This window comes from Shewanella sp. SACH (assembly GCF_001887095.2).
Classification (GTDB): Bacteria; Pseudomonadota; Gammaproteobacteria; order Enterobacterales; family Shewanellaceae; genus Shewanella; species Shewanella baltica.
Genome location: NZ_MPDG02000008.1, coordinates 1 through 20,727 on the forward strand (window position 1 = coordinate 1; position 20,727 = coordinate 20,727).

The window sequence follows — 20,727 nt, forward strand, 5'->3', positions numbered from 1 at the left end:
GCCAACGGCTTGGTGATTGATGCCAGCGGTAACTGGAGCATCGACTTAACCGGCACCACCTTGGCCGATGGCACTTACCCTGTCAGCGCCACGGTCACTGACCTGGCGGGCAACAGCAAAACCGTCACCCAGGACGTGGTGATTGATACTACCGCCCCAGCGGTCAGCATCAGCATCACCGAAGACACTAACAATGACGGCCTGCTCAGTAGTGCTGAGCTCGACGGGCAAGTAAACTACGTCGTTACCCTCGGCGCCGGCACTGCCCTGGGCGATACCTTAGTGATTGTCGATCAAGACGGGAGCGAGCTGTTTAACGGCCCTGTCACCCAAGCCATGCTCGACAGCGGTCTGGCGCTGGCAGTGAATGCTCCAGCAGACGGAGCTACCCTAACCCTAACGGCCACTGTCACCGACCCTGCGGGCAACAGCTATTCCGCCCACGACAGTGTCACGATTGATACCACCGCCCCTAATCCTCCAACAGTATTAATCGTTGATGACGGTATACCTGGTGATGGTGTACTTACTCAATCTGAGATTAGTAGTAATGGTGCTGGTGTTCAGATCGAAGTTAATATTGATGCCACTGACTTTTTAGCTGGAGGGCATGTTAATTTAACGATCAATAACAGTGCAGTCATAACCTCAATTGAGCTTAAAATAGTCGATGTTGGTAACGGGGTTATCGAACTACAATTTGCTGATGGCACTCCCGCAACAAACTTCAGCTACAGTAATGGTATCATTAGCTGGACAGAGTCAACCCCTGAAGCAGGTCAAGATATTACAATCTATGCGACCCAAACGGATGCGGCGGGCAACACTTCAAGTCAGGGCTCAGATACTGCAACGGTCAATTCAGTACCAACGATTAACGTACTTAATAACGTAATTGTTTCAGAGGAAGGTTTGCCCCTAGGTCTACCTGATAGCACTGGAGATACCGATTCGACTAATAGTCCTGACGCCTCTGGGACAGTAAGCATACAAGATAGTAATAATGATAATCTGACCGTTTCACTTTCTGGCCCATCAGGATTATTCTCTGGTGGCCAAGCAATTCAATGGAGTTGGGATCCTGTCACGCAAACTTTAACGGGTTATATTGGTACTGCAGGTGAGGCTTCATATACCGAAATTATGACTGCAACACTGACGCCACCGGTTACTGGTAGTTCAGGAAATTGGGCCTATGATGTCACGCTTAAAGGTCCTGTCGATCATCCAGATACTGCGACAGAAGACACCTTGTCAGTCAATATTGGCATCAATGTTAATGATGGCCATGGTGGTACATCAACTGGAAGTTTCAATGTCACCATTGAAGATGATGCTCCAGTCATATCACCAATTGCAGCCGTGCAAACCACAACGACAAGTATTCCTGATTCATTGGTGGGTTCATTCTCACTCACTGGTTACAGCGGCAACAATAATTCATTAGATTTCAATGGATTTACTATCAGTGCAAGAGGATTCACTTCGTCAACTAACTCAAATTTAATTGATGCCGCAATCTTTGGTAGTAGTAGTGGGATAGGTGTTAGTAGCGCTGGTGCTCCTTATCATAATCTCGCGAACGAAGTCGATTTCCGTAAATTTGCAGATGGAAGTTCTGCATCTGAAGAAATCATCATTACTCTCGATCCTGGAACTATTGCCTACGGCGTAAATATCCAGTTTTCCCACATGTTTGGTGGCGAACTAGAAGTCGGTGTCGTCGAGTTTTGGCGAGATGGCCAACTTATCGCAACTCAAACATTTAGCTCAGATGCCAGCAGTGGCGACTATGCCGCCAACTTCCAAGCCTTACAAGGCGGTTTTGACACTATGGTCATCAAAGCCCTTGATAATGGCCAGGGCCCAAGTAGCGGTGATAATAGTGACTTCACTGTTACCGCTATTGAGTTTTTAGGCACAACGACTCCACCAGCAATCGCCTTTGCTTCAGGAACAGTTAGCCCTGATTGGGGCGCAGATGGTAAAGGTTCGCTCACCTTACAAGGTAGTGATGAAACCAATTTATTCACGGCAACAGGCAGTGCAATTACTATAACCCAAACGGCAAATACACTGATTGGGGTCGATGCAGCTGGTCACTTGGTATTCAAACTTGAGTTCACCCCAGGTACAGGTCAATGGGACTTCCATCAATATCAAGAGATGTTACAACCTAGCGATGGTGATATTGATTTCAAAGTAAGAGCCACTGATGGAGATGGCGATCATACAGATGGTACTTTCTCTGTTATCCCACAAGTTTATGTTGATACAACACCACCTTCGGCACCTGAAGTACGCATCATCGATGATGTAAATGATGACGCGTATTTGACGAGTACAGAGATAGGTAATAATGGCATTCAAATACAGGTCAAAATTAATGCTAGTGACTTTAATACTGGCGGCAGTGTACATCTAGAAATCGATAATGCAGGTAATAGCAGTACAGTAGACCTCATTCTTGACAATGGCGTACTGAAATTTAGTAATGGTGCTCTAGCAACAGGTTACACCTATACAAATGGTGTTATTACTTGGACAGAGCCTACTCCGACTGCAGGTCAGGCAATCTCAGTCACCGCCACTCAAACTGATAGTGCGAATAATGAATCAGCTGAAGGCACGGATAATGCTACCGTTATTGATGCGACTGACGATCGTTATACCATCGACGAAGATCAGCAGCTAACGGGTAATGTTCTTACCAATGATCAACTCGGCAATCTGAGCATCACTAGCTTCAGAGTCATGTATAACGGTATGCAAACCAGTTTTAACGCCGGACAAACCGTTACCTTGGCCGTGGGTAGCTTATTAATACAAGCCAATGGTGAATTCCAGTTTATTCCAAATGATAACTGGGCAGGCGAAATGCCAAGTGTCACCTACACAACAAATACTGGTTCCACAGCAGCACTTGATATCACTGTCTTACCTATAGCAGATAAGCCTGTAGTTAACGTTATTCTGACTGATAATGGCATACCGCTATACAGTAACTTTAAGACTTCAGGTATCACTACCGAACAATTCCGTACGGGCGATTTTACTACCGCACCATTTAATACTGGTACGCGTACTATTGATAATACTTCCGGACAAGATCAGTTGCTCGGTACTGGAGGGAACGATCATCTTGTCAGCGCAAATGGCGGCGGTGATCTACTCTACGGTATGGATGGTGATGACATACTCGTCGGCAGTGATGCCGTTCAAGGTGACTCTCTCTATGGCGGAACAGGAAATGATGTTCTTGTTGCTGGTCTAGGTAATGACGGACTCTACGGTGGTGCAGGAACTGATATCGCCGTACTTCTTGGCAACCGAGCCGACTACATAATAGAGAAAGGCACAGGCTACTCTAGCAATGATCGTTGGTTCAACTTCTTTGTAACTGAAAATGGCATCGGTGTTACTAAGGCCCTGCATGATGTTGAGTATGTGCAATTCAAGGATGGCATATACGCGATCAATCAAATCACAGGTGAACTCACATTAGAACAGCCTACAGCTGTAGACTATCCAATCGAAATTAATGTGTCACTTGCGGATCGAGACGGTAGCGAAAGCATCGATAGCATTCAGCTCAGTGGTTTACCCGAAGGCACCTTACTCTACAGCAGTAACGGTACATTGATGGGGACTGCAGATGCAGACGGTAATATTCTTCTAAATCATGGCAGCGTATGGAACAGTGCATCCTTAGATGTCAATCTGACAGGATTAACATTAAGGGTTCCTGGTGAATATGCAGGTCAAGTCAACCTCGTTGTCGAAGCAGTATCAAGAGAGTCAGGTACAGACCTGACCAATACTGCAACAGATGCAGATAGCGTCATTCTTAGCTACTTCAGTGGTCATGAAGGAGAGCCTGGCGATCAAAATCTTAACTTTGGTAATGAGCACAACATTGTGGTCGGCGATTTAGACGGTAGCGTTATTTTGCCAGGTCAAAACTACAATATCGCCTTTATGGTTGATAGTTCTGGCAGTATAAATAGCGCCACGTTGAGTACAATGACTGATCAATTAGCGCAGGTATTTGAAACACTTAAAGCCAGCGCAGGTTCAAATGGTGCAGGGGTTGTAAAATTATTCCTTGTCGACTTTGACTCCCATGGCAACAAGAGCATTAGCGTAGACTTAAGTTCGCCAAATGCTCTGTCCCAACTGCAAACTATATTACAAAGCATGGTTTCAGGTGGTAACACTAACTATGAAGACGTATTTAAAACTACGGCAAATTGGTTTAGTAGTGCAGATGCAACAGGAAATGCGGGAGCAACGAACCTGGCTTACTTCATTACTGATGGACAAGCAAATAGATACAATACTAATGAGGGATCAAATCCATTGATAGATGATTGGATTAATAACTCTAAAGATGTTTATCTCAATACTCTATTACAAAATGGTTATATACCAGGACAAGTGTATAAGTCTAATAACTACACGATTATTAATGCAGCTGGTGAAGTGTTTAAAATAGATACGCAGGGAAAATCTAGCCTGATTGGTTATATGCGCCCTAATGGTACTGGTACCTATGAATACTCAAGTCTAGGAAACAATAGTGGTAGCATTGATAGCCAATCTCAAAGTGGTTTCGCATTCTTATCAGCCCTTGGCGTCACAGTAGCTGCAATCGGAATGGGTTCAAGCTTGAACAATAGTGACTTACTTCCTTACGATTCGGACGGACATATCCAAACGGGTGTCAACGCTGAGGATTTAGCTGATGCGATCATTGGTACTCCAATTACCCAACTGCCAGGATCTGATACCATCAACGGTGGTAACGGCGACGATATACTCTTTGGTGATGCCATCAACTTTAACGGTATCAGTGGCCAAGGTTATGTTGCCATCAAAGATTATGTTGCTGATCAGCTAGGGGTAGCTGCAGTAACCGATGCCCAAGTACATAGATATATTACTGAGCATGCATCTGATTTTGACCAATCTGGTGCCAGCGATAAGGCAGATATTCTTATCGGCGGACAAGGTAATGACATACTTTATGGGCAAGGTGGGAATGATCAGCTTTACGGCGGTAATGGTAATGATCTTATATTTGGTGGTGCTGGTAACGATACTATTATTGGCGGCCTAGGAAACGATAAACTAACGGGTGGGACTGGTGCTGATACTTTCGTCTGGCAGGCTGGCGAGTCAGGAACAGACCATATCACTGACTTTAATATCCATGAAGATAAATTGGATTTACGCGATCTACTTCAAGGTGAAAATACCAACACGCTAGACAGCTATTTGAATTTCAGCCTTAACAGTAGTGGCTCTACAGTGATCGATATTGATGCCAATCAAGACGGTGTCTTTGAACAACATATCATCCTTGATGGTGTTAATTTGTTCGACGAATATGGCAGCACTAACGATGCTGGTATAATTAATGGCTTACTGGGTAGTAATAATGATGGTCCGCTAATCATTGACTCTCAGCCTGTCACACCAGAACCTGCACAAGGAATCGCGCCACTGGATACTAATCCACACCATAATATTATTCCTTAAATAAAATCAGTTCAGATGGCCTATAGAAATATAGGCCATCATGACCGATACTTGCCATAACCATATAAAAATCCAAAGGATAAGTAATTAGGTGTCAGCTGCAGCTTCTGAAAAAATTGACCAATGGACCATTTCAGCCTCGCAAAGAGTCTTAGTGGATCCGCTGCTGGATTGTTTAGTGTTACTCACTGAGCATTTTGGCAACCCGTGCTCAAGCGACTCGCTTGCGGCAGGTTTACCTTTGTCAGGTGCGGTATTAACACCCGATTTATTACCTCAGGCCGCGTCGAGGGCTGGCCTAGCGGCGAAGTTATCTCGAAAAGGCTTAAACGAAGTATCACCTATATTGCTTCCCTGTATTTTGTTATTAAAAGACAAGAAAGCCTGCATATTGCGTGAACTTGATGTTGAGTCCGATAAAGCGATTATTCAATTACCTGAGACGGGTGGTGAAGAGACGCTGACAATTGAGTCGCTCGAAGCCTTATATGTGGGATATTTATTTTTAGTTAAACAAGAATACCGTGGTGACATGGGCTTTGATGTTTATCTACACGATAATAAAACCCACTGGCTAGTCCAAACCTTAAAAGATTCTGCGCCCATTTATCGCGATGCATTAATCGCTTCTGTATTAGTGAATTTGTTCGCCTTAGTTTCACCTTTATTTATTATGAACGTGTATGACAAAGTCGTGCCCAATCTTGCCTTCGAATCCCTGTGGGTGTTAGCGATTGGCGCTTCTATTGCTTATCTGTTTGATCTTGTCATGCGGCAGCTCAGAAGCTACCTGATTGATGTAGCAGGTAAAAAAGTAGACATCATAGTATCTTCTCGCCTCTTCGCAAAAGCGATTGGTATCCCCTTAGAAAAACGCTCCCCCAGTATTGGCGGTATGGCAAAACAATTAGGCGAATTCGATAACATCCGTGAAATTTTAACCTCGGCGACGATCACAACTTTAGTCGATCTGCCCTTTGCGGTATTTTTCTTAATTATTATCTACATCGTTGCCGGCGATCTCGCCATTGTTCCAGTGATCGGTGGCGCCATCATTATTGGCTTTACACTTTATATACAACCTAAACTCAAAGCCGCTATCGAAGAAGGCAATAAATTTTCAAGCTTGAAACATGGGCATTTAATCGAGAGTTTATCGGCACTAGAGTCAATCAAAGCCAATGGTGCCGAAGGGATAGTACAAAAAAGCTGGCAACAAATGATAGGCCACAGTGCCAACTGGCAATTAAGGTCAAAAAAGCTATCTAACTCAGTATCGAACGTGGCTAACTTCACAGTGCAATTTACCGTTGTTTGTGTGGTGATTTTGGGCGTTTATCGCGTGGCCGATAATGCGATATCGATGGGCGGAATTATTGCAGCCGTTATGTTATCAAGCCGTGCCATTTCACCTATGGCGCAGCTTGCAGGCCTGATGACCAGAGCAAACCACACTGCCAGCGCACTGCGTCAGCTTAATGAAATCATGACTCAAGAAGATGAGTTTGAAAATAAAGGGCATTTGGTTAGTAAACAAAGGCTGATAGGTAAAATCAATGCTGATCATGTCGGTTTTGGTTACCCTGGTTCAGAAAAACCTGTACTTCATCCTATGTCACTGACGATTAATCCCGGCGAGCGTATTGCGATTATTGGCCGCAATGGTTCAGGTAAAAGTACCCTTGCTAAGCTATTGGTTGGACTATTTCAACCGACAGCAGGAAGCTTGCGTTATGACGGTTTAGACTCGGCACAAATCCATCCGAGTGATTTACGCCGTAACTTTGGCTACTTGCCCCAAGATGTCACCCTGTTCCACGGTTCGATTCGCGACAATATTTTATTTGGTACCCGCCAAGTCACTGAACATCAGCTAATCCGTGCCGTACAACTTTCTGGGGTAAGCCAATTTACCAACCTAGAAGCAGAAGGGTTAGATCAGCAGGTCGGTGAAGGTGGTATGTCACTCAGTCGCGGACAAAGGCAAACCGTTGCCCTTGCGCGTGCCACACTCAATGATCCACCAGTGCTACTAATGGATGAGCCCACCGCCAGCTTGGATGCGCGCGCAGAACAACAATTTATTCGCTCAATGCAGAATGTCAGTAAAGACAGAACCTTGATTCTTATTACCCATAAGATGCATCTACTGCAGCTTGTTGACCGTATTATCGTACTCGAACGCGGCCATGTGGTCGCCGATGGTCCCAAGACAGAAGTGTTAGAAAAACTCAATTTTGGCCTCGTGAATGGAGAAGCTAAAAGATGAGTAAAAATTTAACCGCAAATGACTTAGACATGGTTGATGATGTCTACGGCGCCATGATGACGGACGCTCCCAGCGGACACAGGTTAATCATATGGGCACTTGCAGCTATGGTTGTGTGTTTTTTACTGTGGGCAGGTTTTGCTAAATTAGACAAGGTCACCACTGGGACGGGGAAAGTCATCCCCTCATCACAAGTCCAAGTCATCCAGAGTTTAGATGGCGGCATAATGCAAGAACTCTACGTTCAGGAAGGTGAAATGGTGACCAAAGGGCAACCTTTAGTACGTATTGATGATACCCGCTTCCGCTCCGACTATGCTCAACAAGAACAAGAGGTTTTTGGCTTAAAAACCAATGCTATTCGTATGCGCGCCGAACTCGACAGCATTCTCATATCAGACATGACTTCCGACTGGCGCGAGCAAGTACTCATTACTAAAAAAGCATTGGTATTCCCGGAGAATATTATTGCAGCGGAACCGGCCTTAGTTAAAAGACAACAAGAGGAATATAACGGACGCTTAGATAACTTAAGCAACCAGCTTGAAATCTTGGTCCGTCAAATTCAACAAAGACAACAAGAAATTGATGATCTTGCTTCTAAAACAACGACGTTAACCACCAGTATGCAGTTGATCTCCCGTGAGCTTGAACTCACTCGGCCTTTAGCTAAAAAAGGTATCGTGCCTGAAGTTGAACTGCTCAAGCTCGAACGCACAGTGAACGATTTGCAAGGCGAATTGAATTCAATGCGCCTACTGCGCCCGAAAGTCAAAGCGGCGATGGATGAAGCCATCTTAAAACGCCGTGAAGCCGTATTCGTTTATGCCGCCGATCTACGCGCACAGCTTAATGAAACCCAAACCCGCCTGTCTCGCATGAATGAAGCACAAGTGGGCGCACAGGATAAAGTCAGCAAAGCCATTATCACCTCACCAGTTAATGGCACCATTAAAACCACTCACATCAATACACTAGGCGGCGTTGTGCAACCTGGAGTCGATATTATCGAGATAGTGCCATCGGAAGATCAGTTACTGATTGAAACCAAAATCTTGCCTAAAGATATCGCCTTCTTACACCCAGGATTACCCGCAGTGGTAAAGATTACCGCCTATGACTTTACTCGCTATGGCGGCCTTAAAGGGACAGTTGAACATATCAGTGCCGACACATCCCAAGATGAAGAAGGCAATAGCTATTATCTCATCCGAGTCAGAACCGCAGAATCCAGTTTAACCAAAAACGATGGCACACAGATGCCAATTATCCCGGGAATGTTAACTTCGGTTGACGTTATCACGGGGCAAAGATCCATACTTGAGTACATTTTAAATCCAATTTTAAGGGCTAAGGACACAGCGCTAAGAGAGCACTAAGCCTTTTTTTATAAACCGGGAGGTTGATCATGAAGACTTCAGCAAGACGACAATTTCAATGTTCAAAGATAGCCATAGTGCTGTCATTGATCCTGTTACCTTTATCGGCTCAAAGCCAGACGTTAGAACAAGCCGTTGCACATACGCTTGATACGAACCCTGATTTACGGGTTGCCTTTAACCGCTTTAAAGCGCGTGAAGAGCAAGTTAATCAAGCAATCGCAGGCTATATGCCGACGATTGATGTCACTGGTGGCTACGGTTACGAACAGACAGACAGTGTGTCGACCCGTAGACGACCTAACGTCGGTGAAGTTGATAGCAAAGGAGTGGCAGAATTAAACCGCGGAGAGTTTGGTGTTAGCTTAAAGCAAATGCTTTTCGATGGTTTCTATACTAGCAGTGAAGTTGATCGTTATAGCTTTGAAGCCAGTGCCGACCAATGGGCGCTACTTGCAGCGGCTGAAGATATGGCACTCGATGTCAGTAAGGTCTACCTCAACTATTTACGCACCGATCAGGTGTTGAAATTAGCCGAGAAGAACCTTAACAGCCATAAAGATATTTATGACCAAATCAAGCAACGTACTGATTCAGGTTTAGGTTCAATTGCAGATCTCTCCCAAATCACGGGACGCTTAGCGCGGGCCAATGCCAACGTGATTTCTGCTCGTAACAATTTACTTGATGCAAAAGCGCAGTACATTAGAATTGTAGAGTCGGCACCAGCAGACTTAATCTTACCAGTGCCCGATGCAGAGATGCTGCCAAAGGATCTAAGCTCAGGCATTATCGAAGCGCAGGAGAATCACCCCATACTCAAATCTGCAGCGAATGATATCCGTGCAGCAGAGAATGAACGCTCTTCAGTACAATCTAATTACTATCCTCAGGTGTCTTTAGAGCTGAATGGTAATTGGAATAATGATGTCGGCGGCGAAGATGGTATCTCTGGCGCAGGAGCCTTCCGCAGTGATGTGGGTGGCTATAGCAATGATTTAATGGCCATGGTTCGAGTAAAATATAACTTATTCTCGGGCGGTAAAGATCTTGCCCGTGAGAAAGAAACGGCCTACAAACTTGGTGAAGCCAAAGAAATCCGTCAACGTGCCCAGCGCGAAGTCGTTGAAGGCGTCAACCTGGCTTGGAACGCTTTTGAAATGCTTGCGCCGCAAAAACAATACATTCGAGATCATGTTGTGGCCGCAAAGGATACCCAAACAGCCTATGCGCAACAGTTCAACTTAGGCCAACGCAGCCTACTCGACTTATTGGATACCGAAAATGAGCTCTTCGAAGCACGTAAAGACTACTTACAAGCCGAATATGACGAGATCATCGCTAAGTATCGCGTGCTAAATTCTACTGGACGCTTATTAGACTCACTCAGAGTCACCAGACCTGAAGCATGGCGTGGTGAGCGCAACTATGAAGGAGGAGCTAACTAATGAAAACTCTCACATTTTTTCTCAGTGTCACTCTTTTAGCTGGTTGTTCAATGCGCGATACAGTTAATATTGACGAAATGACCACAACCCAAGCCTATGATCTATCTGATAAAGATGGTGATGGCGTGATAGAGGCCCGTGAACGTTGCAATGATACCGCGCAAGGGGCTGGCACAGACAACTATGGCTGCGGCAAAATCAAAGCGATAAACGAGCGAAAAGAAATAAATATTTTATTTCCTAATGACTCTGCATATATCGCACCTGAGTATTATCCTCAGATAGAAGAAGTTGCCATTTTTCTTCGTCAGTATCCAACGACCAAAGTGACGATTGAAGGCCATACTAGTCGCACAGGCACCGATGAGCGTAATGCGGTATTATCGCAAGATCGTGCAAATGCGGTGACTGCTGTGTTAGCCGAACGCTTTAGTATTGATAGAAGTCGATTAACTGCAATTGGATATGGCTCTAGTCGCCCTGTTGTTTTAGAGCAAACACCAGATGCTGAGATCCGTAACCGCCGTGTCGTGGCTGAAGTGACCGGTGATGATACGGCCACGGACATGAAATGGACGATTTACTCGGTCGATGACAACACACAATAAAGGACTCACACATTAGGTTATGAACGGCAGACTTGGTTATAAACATTCATTATTGCGAGTCTGCCGCTTTAGCCTAATAGCGTCAGCCTTAGGCATATGCTGCCTATATGCTGCCCCCACACAAAACCTTGATGAAGGGAAGATCACTTCAACCCTTGAAAAACATTATGGTGAGCGTGCAGGGATGCGAGCTAGGGCTTGGTTCAAAGTGTTATCGGAAGCAAGTACGCTAGATGAAAAAGAAAAGCTATTGAAAGTAAATAACTTTTTCAACTTATTCCGCTTTATTGATGACAGTAAATTATGGGGTGAGTCGAATTATTGGGCAACGCCGATGGAGTTTATTGGCGTGAATGGTGGTGACTGCGAAGATTTTTCGATCGCTAAATACTTCACCTTGCTCCAACTTGGCGTGCAAGAGGACAAGATGCGGATCACTATGGTTAAAGCGACTACGGTGAATCAATACCACATGGTATTGGCTTACTATGAGACACCAGCATCGATCCCCTTAGTTCTCGATAATCTTGATCATGAAATAAAGCCCGCCACCAAAAGAAAAGATCTACTACCTGTTTATAGCTTTAACGGTAAACAGTTATGGCTCAATAAAGAGCAAGGTCGAGGTGTACTAGCGGGTTCGTCAACACGGCTAGAAAAATGGAACGATCTTAACCATAGATTAGGTGTTGACCGCCTTAGACAACCAAAATTAAAACTGGAGTAGCACCAAAAATGACACTGTTTAGACAGATTTATTCGCTGCTTTTTAGCCTATTTTTGCTCGTAGTTGCAAGCCTTGGCTATGTGCAATTTACTGAGACTCAAAGCTTTTTAACCAAGCAAATGGAGTCAGATCTAAACAATGCCAGCACTTCACTTGGTCTAATGCTTACCCCAGCACTTCAAGCTGGCGATACCGCAGCGGCAGAAACCTTAGTGAATGTCATCTTTGAAGGTGGCTATTATCAAAATGTAAAGCTGACATGGATGGTGGATGGTAAGCAACAAGAGTGGAATAACCCTTTAAGAATTGAAGATGTACCTCAATGGTTTATCAATTTAAATCTATTTAAAACCATCAAAAAACAAAGCACTATCACTTCTGGCTGGTTGCAACTCGCGCAACTTGAGATCACCGCTCATCCTGGGTTTGGTTACCATGAGCTGTGGCGAATCATGTCCAATACGATCATTGCCTTCTCTCTACTTTTCCTCGTAGCCATTTTTACCGCAAGAATTGGTTTAACGTGGATATTGAAACCTCTACACACTTTGTCGGAACACGCGAAAAGTATTGCGGCACGCCAATTTGGCCCAGACATGGCATTACCTAAGACCACTGAATTGAAAGACTTAGTGACCGCATTTAACAGTATGTCGGCGCAGTTGAAGCAAGTGTTTCATTCCCTCGACGAAGAAGTCGGCGCATTACGTAAGAAGAATCTTGTCGATCCTGCGTCAGGCCTGCCTAACCGCCAATATGTGGTGAGCCGTTTAAATGGTTGGTTGAGTGAACCTAGCAGCGGCGCGTTATTCCTTGCTAAACTCGACTGGCTCGAAGAAGTGCACAGCAAATATGGCTACCAAGTTCGAGATGAAACCATACGGATCTTGGCAGAAAAGTTTCAGCTGCAGTTAAACGAAATAACACCGTCTGTTATAGGCCGCATTGCCGCCTATGAATTTGCATTTTTAGTGACTGATGTTGAACACGATCAAATCAGCAAATATTTACAAACGCTTATCCGCACCATCAACCAAGAAATGTCGAAGGCGGGCTGTAAGCCTAATGAAGACTTTGCGATTGGTATTGCGGAGCGTATTGGGCAAATGAATGTGTCGGATATTTTGGCCCAAGCCGACAACGCCCTTCAAAAAGCGTTACAAGAGAATAAAACATTCCATTGGTTTGAAACCACAGAGCAGCAACTATTCACCCGTGAACAGTGGCGGGATAACCTTAGCCATGCCATCAGTAATAAGAAGTTTAAGTTTAGATGGCAACCTATCCAGTTTTGCGATGGGGATGGTATAGCGCAGCGGGAATTATATTGCCAATTAGAGCTCGGCGATCAACTCGCCCATGCAGGGCAATTTATGCCTTATATCGAGCTCTTATCTCTCGGTGCCTTGCTCGATAAATGCTTGATTGAAACCGTCTACGAGCAAAAACTACTAGAGCGTAGCTATGAACCGCTCGCGATTAACTTAACCCATCAAAGTATTAACGATCCTCAGTTCCATGAGTGGCTCAATCACTTCTTACGTAATGCCGCATTTATTGAGCGGATCTGCTTCGAAATCCCTGAGGCAGGCGTTTATAGCGATCTTAAGTCGTGTCAGCACTTATGTAACATTATTCGTGATAATGGTGCTAAGTTCGGCATTGACCACTTTGGCCGCCAGTTTGGCTCTATGTCTTATCTACAGGAATTAAGACCGAGTTATGTAAAACTCGATCAATCCTTCGCCTACTATGATGAGACACACCATAATAGTGAGCTCTGCCGCGCGCTAATCAACGTAGCGAAAGGATTAGATATTCAAGTCATAGTGACGGGTATTCAAGAAAAAGCTCAGCTAGAGCGCTTTAACGAGCTTAGAACTGATGCCTATCAGGGCTTTATCGCCCCTCCGGTGAGTCTTGATTAAACCGAATTAAGAAGTGATATTAAAAACAAAAAGCTCCGTAAGGAGCTTTTTACTTTTCTAACGACAGAATGGCTATATCGATACCGTTGCACATCTGTATTGCCTACATAGAGTTTAAGCAAACGCATAAACAATTTCTGTATGAAGCTACATTGCACAAGTGGCAAAAAGTCCCTGTGTATTGATTAAGAATGCTGAGGTCTTTCTGCTTATTTGTTCGATGCGTTGAATTTGGTCGATACGTTGAAAGCGCGAGGATTCGTCATCTTCTGTCTAACAATAAGGCTCTTAATACCAATCAAGACAAGCAAACCGTAGATGCAAAAAAGCCCCAGTGTATTCATTAAGAATGCTGAGGCTTTTTACTTATTTGGTCGATACGTTGAAAGCGCGAGGATTCGACCTCTTCTTTCTAACAATAAGGCTTCTAATACCAATCAAGACAAGTAAATCGCAGATGCAAAAAAGCCCCAGTGAATTCATTAAGAATGCTGAGGCTTTTTTACTTATTTGGTCGGTGATAGAGGATTCGAACCTCTGACCCTCTGGTCCCAAACCAGATGCGCTACCGGGCTGCGCTAATCACCGTAAAATTTTAACTATTTGCTTAACTTACATTAAGCTCGCTAGCTATGCGAAGAATTTGGTCGGTGATAGAGGATTCGAACCTCTGACCCTCTGGTCCCAAACCAGATGCGCTACCGGGCTGCGCTAATCACCGAGAATATCAATCTTTATATCAAAGCAAACGAAATGGGGTGACTGATGGGGCTCGAACCCACGACAACCGGAATCACAATCCGGGACTCTACCAACTGAGCTACAATCACCACTGACTTTCACTTATCTTGCTAACCTAAAAGCTCACAACTCTATTCGGAATTGGTGCGCCCAAAAGGATTCGAACCTTCGGCCTCACCCTCCGGAGGGGTGCGCTCTATCCAGCTGAGCTATGGGCGCTCGCCTTGGTTAGCGCCGCATATACTAGGGTCAAATCCCCTTTGAGTCTATAGCTGTTTTGCACTTTTTTTACTGACTGCTCAAGTTTTATCACATTAGCTGACTTTTAAAGCAAAATGCAGCCAAAATATGACTTGGATGTTACAGTATTTCATGCTAATTATAGAGATTGGTAAAAACAACCCTATATTTAACTAGTGAGTATCATGTTTAAGGATGAAGATGAAACTGGCCAGCCTCGTATAAATGAAGCTGAACGCTTACGCAAAAAAATTATTCGCTTAAAACAATTAGCGCATAAGTATAAGCATGCTGAGATCATTCAAAACGCATTACTCGAAATATCCAATATTGCGACCCATGCTTCTTCACTCGAAGAATTCTATGTCGGCGTGCATAGCCACCTAAAACAACTCATTCCCGCTGATAATTTTTTTATTTCAACCCTTGATGTCAGCACGGGCGAGCTTGCTATCCCTTTTTTCGCCGACGAGAAAGACGCGCATCCTGCAGAGCTTTATCCTGAACAATCCTTATCAACATTACTACAGCAGGGGTTAACGGGCTACGTTCTCAGAACGGGTAAGGCTTTGTTATGTGATGATGACAAAGTCAATGAACTGATTGCCGCAGAGGAAATTGTTAACTTAGGTTCTCCCTGCCATTTATGGCTTGGCGTGCCCATCAAACACGATGACATAGTGACCGGCGTATTAGTCGTGCAAACCTACGACACGAATGTCAGTTATGGTGAAATCGAACTCGAGTTAATGACCTTCATTTGTCACCACATTTCTGGGGTAATGGAACGGCTCAAACATCAGGAGCAATTAGAACAAGCCATCCAGCAAAGAACCAGAGAACTCAGCCAAGCCTACGACAAATTAAAGCTAGAAGTCTATGAAAGACGCAGAGCTGAGCGCTTACAAAAATCACTGTTTGAGATTGCCGAACTAGCCAGTTCCAGCGCCGACAACCCAGACTTTTATGCCCAATTGCATAATGTCATTCGACACCTCATTCCCGCCAACAATTGCTATATCGCGCTTTTGGACGACACAGAAACTCATCTCACGTTCCCCTTTTATGTCTCGCAATTAGCCAATAAGCATCCAGGAACTCGGCCGCTACAGGATGGCTTAACCGAATATGTACTCAAACATAAGCGCCCACTACTGTTAGATCAAAATAGTATCAATGCGTTAATTGCCTCTGGCGAATTGTATTCCCAAGCGCCAGCGTTAAACCACACTCAAACTATGCATCAATGGATTGGCATCCCCCTCTTTATCCATGATCAAGTACGTGGTGCCTTGACGATTTACAGTTTTAGCATGACGCAAAATTACCAAGTCAAAGACTTAGAATTACTGACATTTGTCTCGCAACACATTGGTTCTGCTATTGAGAAAAAACTGTCAGCAGAGTCCTTGCAACGCAGTTATGAAGAGTTAGAAGAAAAAGTCATCGACCGCACTAAAGCGTTAGCCGAACTTAATCAAAACCTTGAGAAAGAAATTCAACAACGCCGCAGTATGGAAGCTAAGCTAGTTCACGATGCTAAGCATGATGCGCTCACAGGCCTGCCTAATCGCGCTATGTTTATGGAACGCTTATCTCAAGCCATTAAGCACGTCCGTCGCCATAGCTTAGAACAATTTGCCCTGCTCTTTATCGATCTCGACCGCTTCAAACAGATTAACGACACTATGGGGCACTTAGAAGGCGATAAATTCTTAATTGAGACCGCAAGCCGTCTCAAGTCCTGCATTCGTGATAACGACACGTTAGCGCGCCTGGGTGGCGATGAGTTCGTCATCCTGCTCGATAGTATTAACAACATCAACGACGCAAGAGACGTATCAGAAAGAGTGATCCAAAAAATATCCCAGCCCTATCGACTCGGCACGATGGAATTTAACTCTGGCGCCAGTATCGGTATCACCATCAGTGGTAAACATAAAGTCGATACCAGTGAATCTATGTTGCGCAACGCGGATACGGCCATGTATCAAGCGAAAGCCAACGGTAAGGGCTGCTATGTTATTTTTGATGATAACGCCCAACATCAAGCTATACAGGATGTCGAGTTAGAAAATGAATTTAGACAGGCATTACACCATGCCGAAATCGAACTCGGTTATTTACCTGTCGTCGATTTTATTACTGGTCAAGTGCATGCACTAGAAAGCCGTCTGTTCTGGCAACATCCACAGCGTGGACTTTTACAACAGGACCAACTCAGTGCACTTGCTGAACAATCACATCTTACCGTTGAACTCGATAAATATACGATCAGCATCATAGATCGCACTTATGCTGAACTTCTCAAGCAACATGATGAATCTATTGAATTACATGTGATGCTTTCGAGTCAACATCTCAAGCATAAGCACGTACTGCGCAGTTTGAAAAACACCCTCAAGCAGACCCAGTTAAACCTGAGCCATTTGTGGTTATTCTTTAATGAAAAAGCGCTAGTGCAAGAGACTGAAAATCATATCAATGGCTTTGAATTGTTGCAGAAACTCGGGGTGAAACTCGGTATCAGTCATTACGGTAGCGGCTATAGTGCATTAAATAGCTTATTGTTTTTGCCGATTAAAGGCTTAAAGCTCGACGCCAATCTCACTAAACAGATACACGCTGAACAGCAGCTTAAATTAATGTCCGCTTATCAAAAAACGGCATCAACCTTAGAACTGCAAACCTTTGTTGATGGCATTGATAGCCCTGAACAAAAACGTATCTTCAGTGAACTGGGTTATCAGCTGGGTCAGGGGGCTGCTTTAGCCGACACTTTTACCTTAAGTGACACCCAATCACAGATCTGTACTCAGCTCGAATATGCCTAGATAAAACCCGAGCGATTGACTTTAAATAACAGTAAGCGAAACGCTCGTTATTTTTTAAACATATCCCTTAAGCTAGAAATGTTGGCTCGCCCAGTCTGCATCCGCTCCTGTTCTGTCTGCTGTGGTTTACGATTTTCCCACACCACATCGTCTTGAGGTAACTCAAGCAAGAAACGGCTCGGCTCACAACGCATGGTTTCACCAAATTGACGTCTTTCACGGCAGAGGGTAAACCACAGTTCTCGCTGGGCCCGAGTGATGCCCACGTAGGCTAAGCGACGCTCTTCATCGACATTGTCTTCATCTATGCTAGTTTGATGAGGCAAGATCCGCTCCTCCACTCCCACCATAAACACAAACGGGAACTCTAAGCCCTTAGAAGCATGCAAGGTCATCAACTGCACTTGATCGCCGCCTTCGTCCTCGCTATTGCGCTCCATCATGTCTCTGAGCGTCAGTCGAGTCACGACCTCAGGTAAGGTCATTGGCTCATCTAATTCATCACCTGCAAGCATCTCAGTTACCCAACGGTATAGCTCGGAGATATTCTTCATCCGCATTTCAGCGGCTTTGGCACTCGTGCTGGTTTCGTATAGATAATCTTCATAATTGATCTTACGGATCAAATGCTTCACAGCTTCGACAGGTTCACCACGCTCTGCATGATCCCCGGTCTCGACGATGAAACGACCAAATTGATACAGGGATGACATGGCCGCCGGCGGCAAATGATGATTGAGTTCCGGCTCAAAAATCGCCGCAAACATAGAAATATGCTTCTCATTAGCGAAATTACCTAAGCGCTCTAAAGTCGATGGGCCTATGCCACGTTTAGGCAAGTTAACGATGCGCAGGAAAGCATTATCATCATCGGGATTCACCACCAGCTTTAGATAGCCCATGATGTCCTTGATTTCAGCACGGGAGAAGAATGACGTGCCACCACTCAATTTGTAAGGAATGCGGTTCGTCATCAGCGCGCGCTCGAGTAACCGCGATTGATGGTTGCCGCGATACAGAATCGCATAGTCGCCAAACTGAGTACGGCCAACAAACTTGTGTCGCACAATTTCCGCGACCACACGTTCTGCCTCTTGCTCCTCGTTGGCGGCAAATAGCACCCGCAGCGGCTCCCCATAGGCAAGCTCACTAAAGAGCGCTTTATCGTAAACATGGGGATTGTTCGCGATAAGAATGTTGGCAGCCCGCAGGATCCTTTGGCTAGAACGGTAGTTTTGCTCGAGTTTAATTAACTTAAGCTGCGGAAAATCCGTACCCAATAACACTAAGTTTTGTGGTTTAGCACCGCGCCATGAATAGATGGACTGATCGTCGTCACCCACTACGGTAAAGCGCGCCCGATCACCCACTAACAGCTTTACCATTTCATATTGGCTGGTATTGGTATCTTGATATTCATCCACCAGCAAGTATTGGATCTTGGTTTGCCAGCGGGTACGCACTTCTTCATGATGCCGCAACAATAAGGTTGGCATCAGGATTAAATCGTCAAAATCTAAGGCGTTATAGGCTTTCATGTGCTGGGCATAACGCTGATACAACATGGCAAATAAATGCTGCTGCTCATCTTTAGCGATTTTGCGCGCATGCTCGGGAATAACTAAACCGCCCTTCCAGTTTGAAATCGTACTGGCGAGCGCTTTGAGTAAATCTTTATCTTCGTCTAACTCGTCTTGGGTTAACTCTTTGAGCAGTGCCAAGGTATCTTGATCATCAAACAGCGAAAAACCTGGCTTTAAGCCTAAGACCTTATGCTCACGCTTAATGATTTCAAGCCCTAAGGTGTGGAAGGTTGAAATCCACAGGCCTCTGGCCTCTTTGCGTCCCATGGACTGAGCGACCCGCTCTTTCATCTCACGGGCAGCCTTGTTGGTGAAGGTCACCGCCGCAATATTACGCGCCTTATAGCCGCATTTTTCGACCAAGTAACCGATTTTATTGATAATTACGCGCGTCTTACCACTGCCCGCACCCGCCAATACTAGGCAAGGGCCTGAAACATAATGAACAGCATCGTTTTGGGCGGGATTGAGTTTCATCTTTGCGCAATATCCAAACAAGTCGACAGAAAGGGATGGGATCATAGCAGAATCGGCGGTTTTAAGGCTAACAAATCCCCGCTTGGGCTAAGCAGAACTCAACCCAATAGACATGCTTGGCCGTGATATAAGCCTCAACAACGACTCACTAAAGCCATTGCGCGTTAGCTTTACTTTTGAAACCTAACGCACTGAGTTACAATCGAGCTATTCAGTGAAGAGGCGGACAAGATTATGATCAATCCAAAGAAAATCGAAGAAATGGCGAAACAGCTGAGCGAAAGTTTGCCCAGCGGTCTGAAGCAATTTGCCGGTGAATTTGAAGAGCGCAGCAAACAAGTTCTGCAAAATCAATTACTCAAGTTGGATATGGTTTCCCGTGAAGAATTTGATGTGCAGCAACATGTGCTACTGAAAACCCGCGAAAAGTTAGAAGCGCTGCAAGCTCAAGTCAATGAGTTAGAAAAAAAGCTCAACGCTGCGGGCTAACTTACGTTACGCATATTGAATAAAGCACGGTGAGCGAAAGCGCAGCTGTGCTTTTTTGTTTTTAACGCTTCGAGCAGTGCGTCACTTGGGGAAATAATGCAACAACTCGCCAGCTATATTCTTGCGATTCATGGATATCCAAGCTTAGTATCGGTAGTGAGCCATTCGAGTAAAAGCCATAGCTATCAAGATGACGACCTCACTATTCATGAAATAGAAACGCTGTATCACTTCGATAATGGCGTGGTGATCTGCCAGCAAACCGAGCAAGATCAACTCATGATTGAGGCAACATCGGATAATGTTTGCGAAGACTATTGGATAAACTATCGGGTGATAGCATCAAGCAGAATCGTTATTTCACCGCAGCAGAAATCCTTCAGTAACCTTTGCCAACAGGGATTCTGGCTCAAGATGCAACGGGATCGCAGCTCAATATAGACCAGCAAAATAGACCAGCAAG

At 44.8% G+C, this 20,727-nt stretch carries 11 protein-coding genes and 4 tRNA genes; 10 read left to right on the top strand and 5 right to left on the bottom strand.

Going from position 1 to position 20,727, the window contains the following annotated elements; genetic code table 11:
- The 7 genes from BM607_RS19755 to BM607_RS19785 form a co-directional block, all read left to right on the top strand.
- On the top strand, nt 1-5,541 hold a 5,541-nt coding region (locus BM607_RS19755), incomplete at its 5' end, for a type I secretion C-terminal target domain-containing protein (protein WP_140393436.1).
- Nucleotides 5,542-5,632: 91 nt separating this feature from the next.
- Entirely contained in the window at nt 5,633-7,810 is a 2,178-nt protein-coding gene (locus BM607_RS19760; RefSeq protein WP_071940599.1) for a type I secretion system permease/ATPase, read from the top strand.
- Entirely contained in the window at nt 7,807-9,189 is a 1,383-nt protein-coding gene (locus BM607_RS19765) for an HlyD family type I secretion periplasmic adaptor subunit (protein ID WP_006083434.1), read from the top strand. The genes BM607_RS19760 and BM607_RS19765 overlap by 4 nt, the downstream gene beginning before the upstream one ends.
- 29 nt (nt 9,190-9,218) lie before the next feature.
- Nucleotides 9,219-10,637: a TolC family outer membrane protein gene (locus BM607_RS19770; protein WP_006083435.1), complete on the top strand. Its 1,419-nt coding sequence runs from the start codon at nt 9,219-9,221 to the stop codon at nt 10,635-10,637.
- Nucleotides 10,637-11,245, top strand: coding sequence for an OmpA family protein (locus BM607_RS19775; RefSeq protein ID WP_006083436.1), 609 nt, complete (start codon nt 10,637-10,639; stop codon nt 11,243-11,245). The genes BM607_RS19770 and BM607_RS19775 overlap by 1 nt, the downstream gene beginning before the upstream one ends.
- A 19-nt stretch (nt 11,246-11,264) precedes the next feature.
- Nucleotides 11,265-11,972, top strand: a complete 708-nt coding sequence (locus BM607_RS19780) for a transglutaminase-like cysteine peptidase (RefSeq protein WP_006083437.1) — start codon at nt 11,265-11,267, stop codon at nt 11,970-11,972.
- An 8-nt stretch (nt 11,973-11,980) separates the two neighbouring features.
- On the top strand, nt 11,981-13,900 hold the full coding sequence (locus BM607_RS19785) for an EAL domain-containing protein (protein ID WP_012090415.1): 1,920 nt from the start codon (nt 11,981-11,983) through the stop codon (nt 13,898-13,900).
- A gap of 511 nt (nt 13,901-14,411) precedes the next feature.
- On the opposite strand, the gene BM607_RS19790 is transcribed toward BM607_RS19785, so the two are convergent.
- From BM607_RS19790 to BM607_RS19805, 4 genes are all read right to left on the bottom strand, one after another.
- Nucleotides 14,412-14,488, bottom strand: a tRNA-Pro gene (locus BM607_RS19790).
- A 56-nt stretch (nt 14,489-14,544) separates the two neighbouring features.
- Nucleotides 14,545-14,621: transfer RNA gene (locus BM607_RS19795), tRNA-Pro, on the bottom strand.
- A 33-nt stretch (nt 14,622-14,654) separates the two neighbouring features.
- Nucleotides 14,655-14,730: transfer RNA gene (locus BM607_RS19800), tRNA-His, on the bottom strand.
- A 53-nt stretch (nt 14,731-14,783) separates the two neighbouring features.
- Nucleotides 14,784-14,860, bottom strand: a tRNA-Arg gene (locus BM607_RS19805).
- 206 nt (nt 14,861-15,066) lie between these two features.
- Between BM607_RS19805 and BM607_RS19810 the strand changes: the two genes are divergently transcribed.
- Complete coding sequence (locus tag BM607_RS19810; RefSeq protein WP_071940600.1) at nt 15,067-17,715, top strand: diguanylate cyclase; 2,649 nt, start codon at nt 15,067-15,069, stop codon at nt 17,713-17,715.
- Nucleotides 17,716-17,762: 47 nt separating this feature from the next.
- Here the strand turns inward: BM607_RS19810 and rep are convergent, their stop codons facing one another.
- A complete protein-coding gene (gene rep, locus BM607_RS19815) occupies nt 17,763-19,775 on the bottom strand; it encodes a DNA helicase Rep (RefSeq protein ID WP_071940601.1) in 2,013 nt (670 codons plus the stop codon).
- A gap of 234 nt (nt 19,776-20,009) precedes the next feature.
- Between rep and BM607_RS19820 the strand changes: the two genes are divergently transcribed.
- Both BM607_RS19820 and BM607_RS19825 read left to right on the top strand, forming a co-directional pair.
- Nucleotides 20,010-20,264 carry an accessory factor UbiK family protein gene (locus BM607_RS19820; RefSeq protein ID WP_006083441.1) on the top strand — a complete coding sequence of 85 codons (255 nt, stop codon included), beginning with the start codon at nt 20,010-20,012 and terminating at the stop codon, nt 20,262-20,264.
- A 96-nt stretch (nt 20,265-20,360) separates the two neighbouring features.
- A complete protein-coding gene (locus tag BM607_RS19825; RefSeq protein WP_071940602.1) occupies nt 20,361-20,705 on the top strand; it encodes a hypothetical protein in 345 nt (114 codons plus the stop codon).
- Nucleotides 20,706-20,727: the final 22 nt, after the last annotated feature.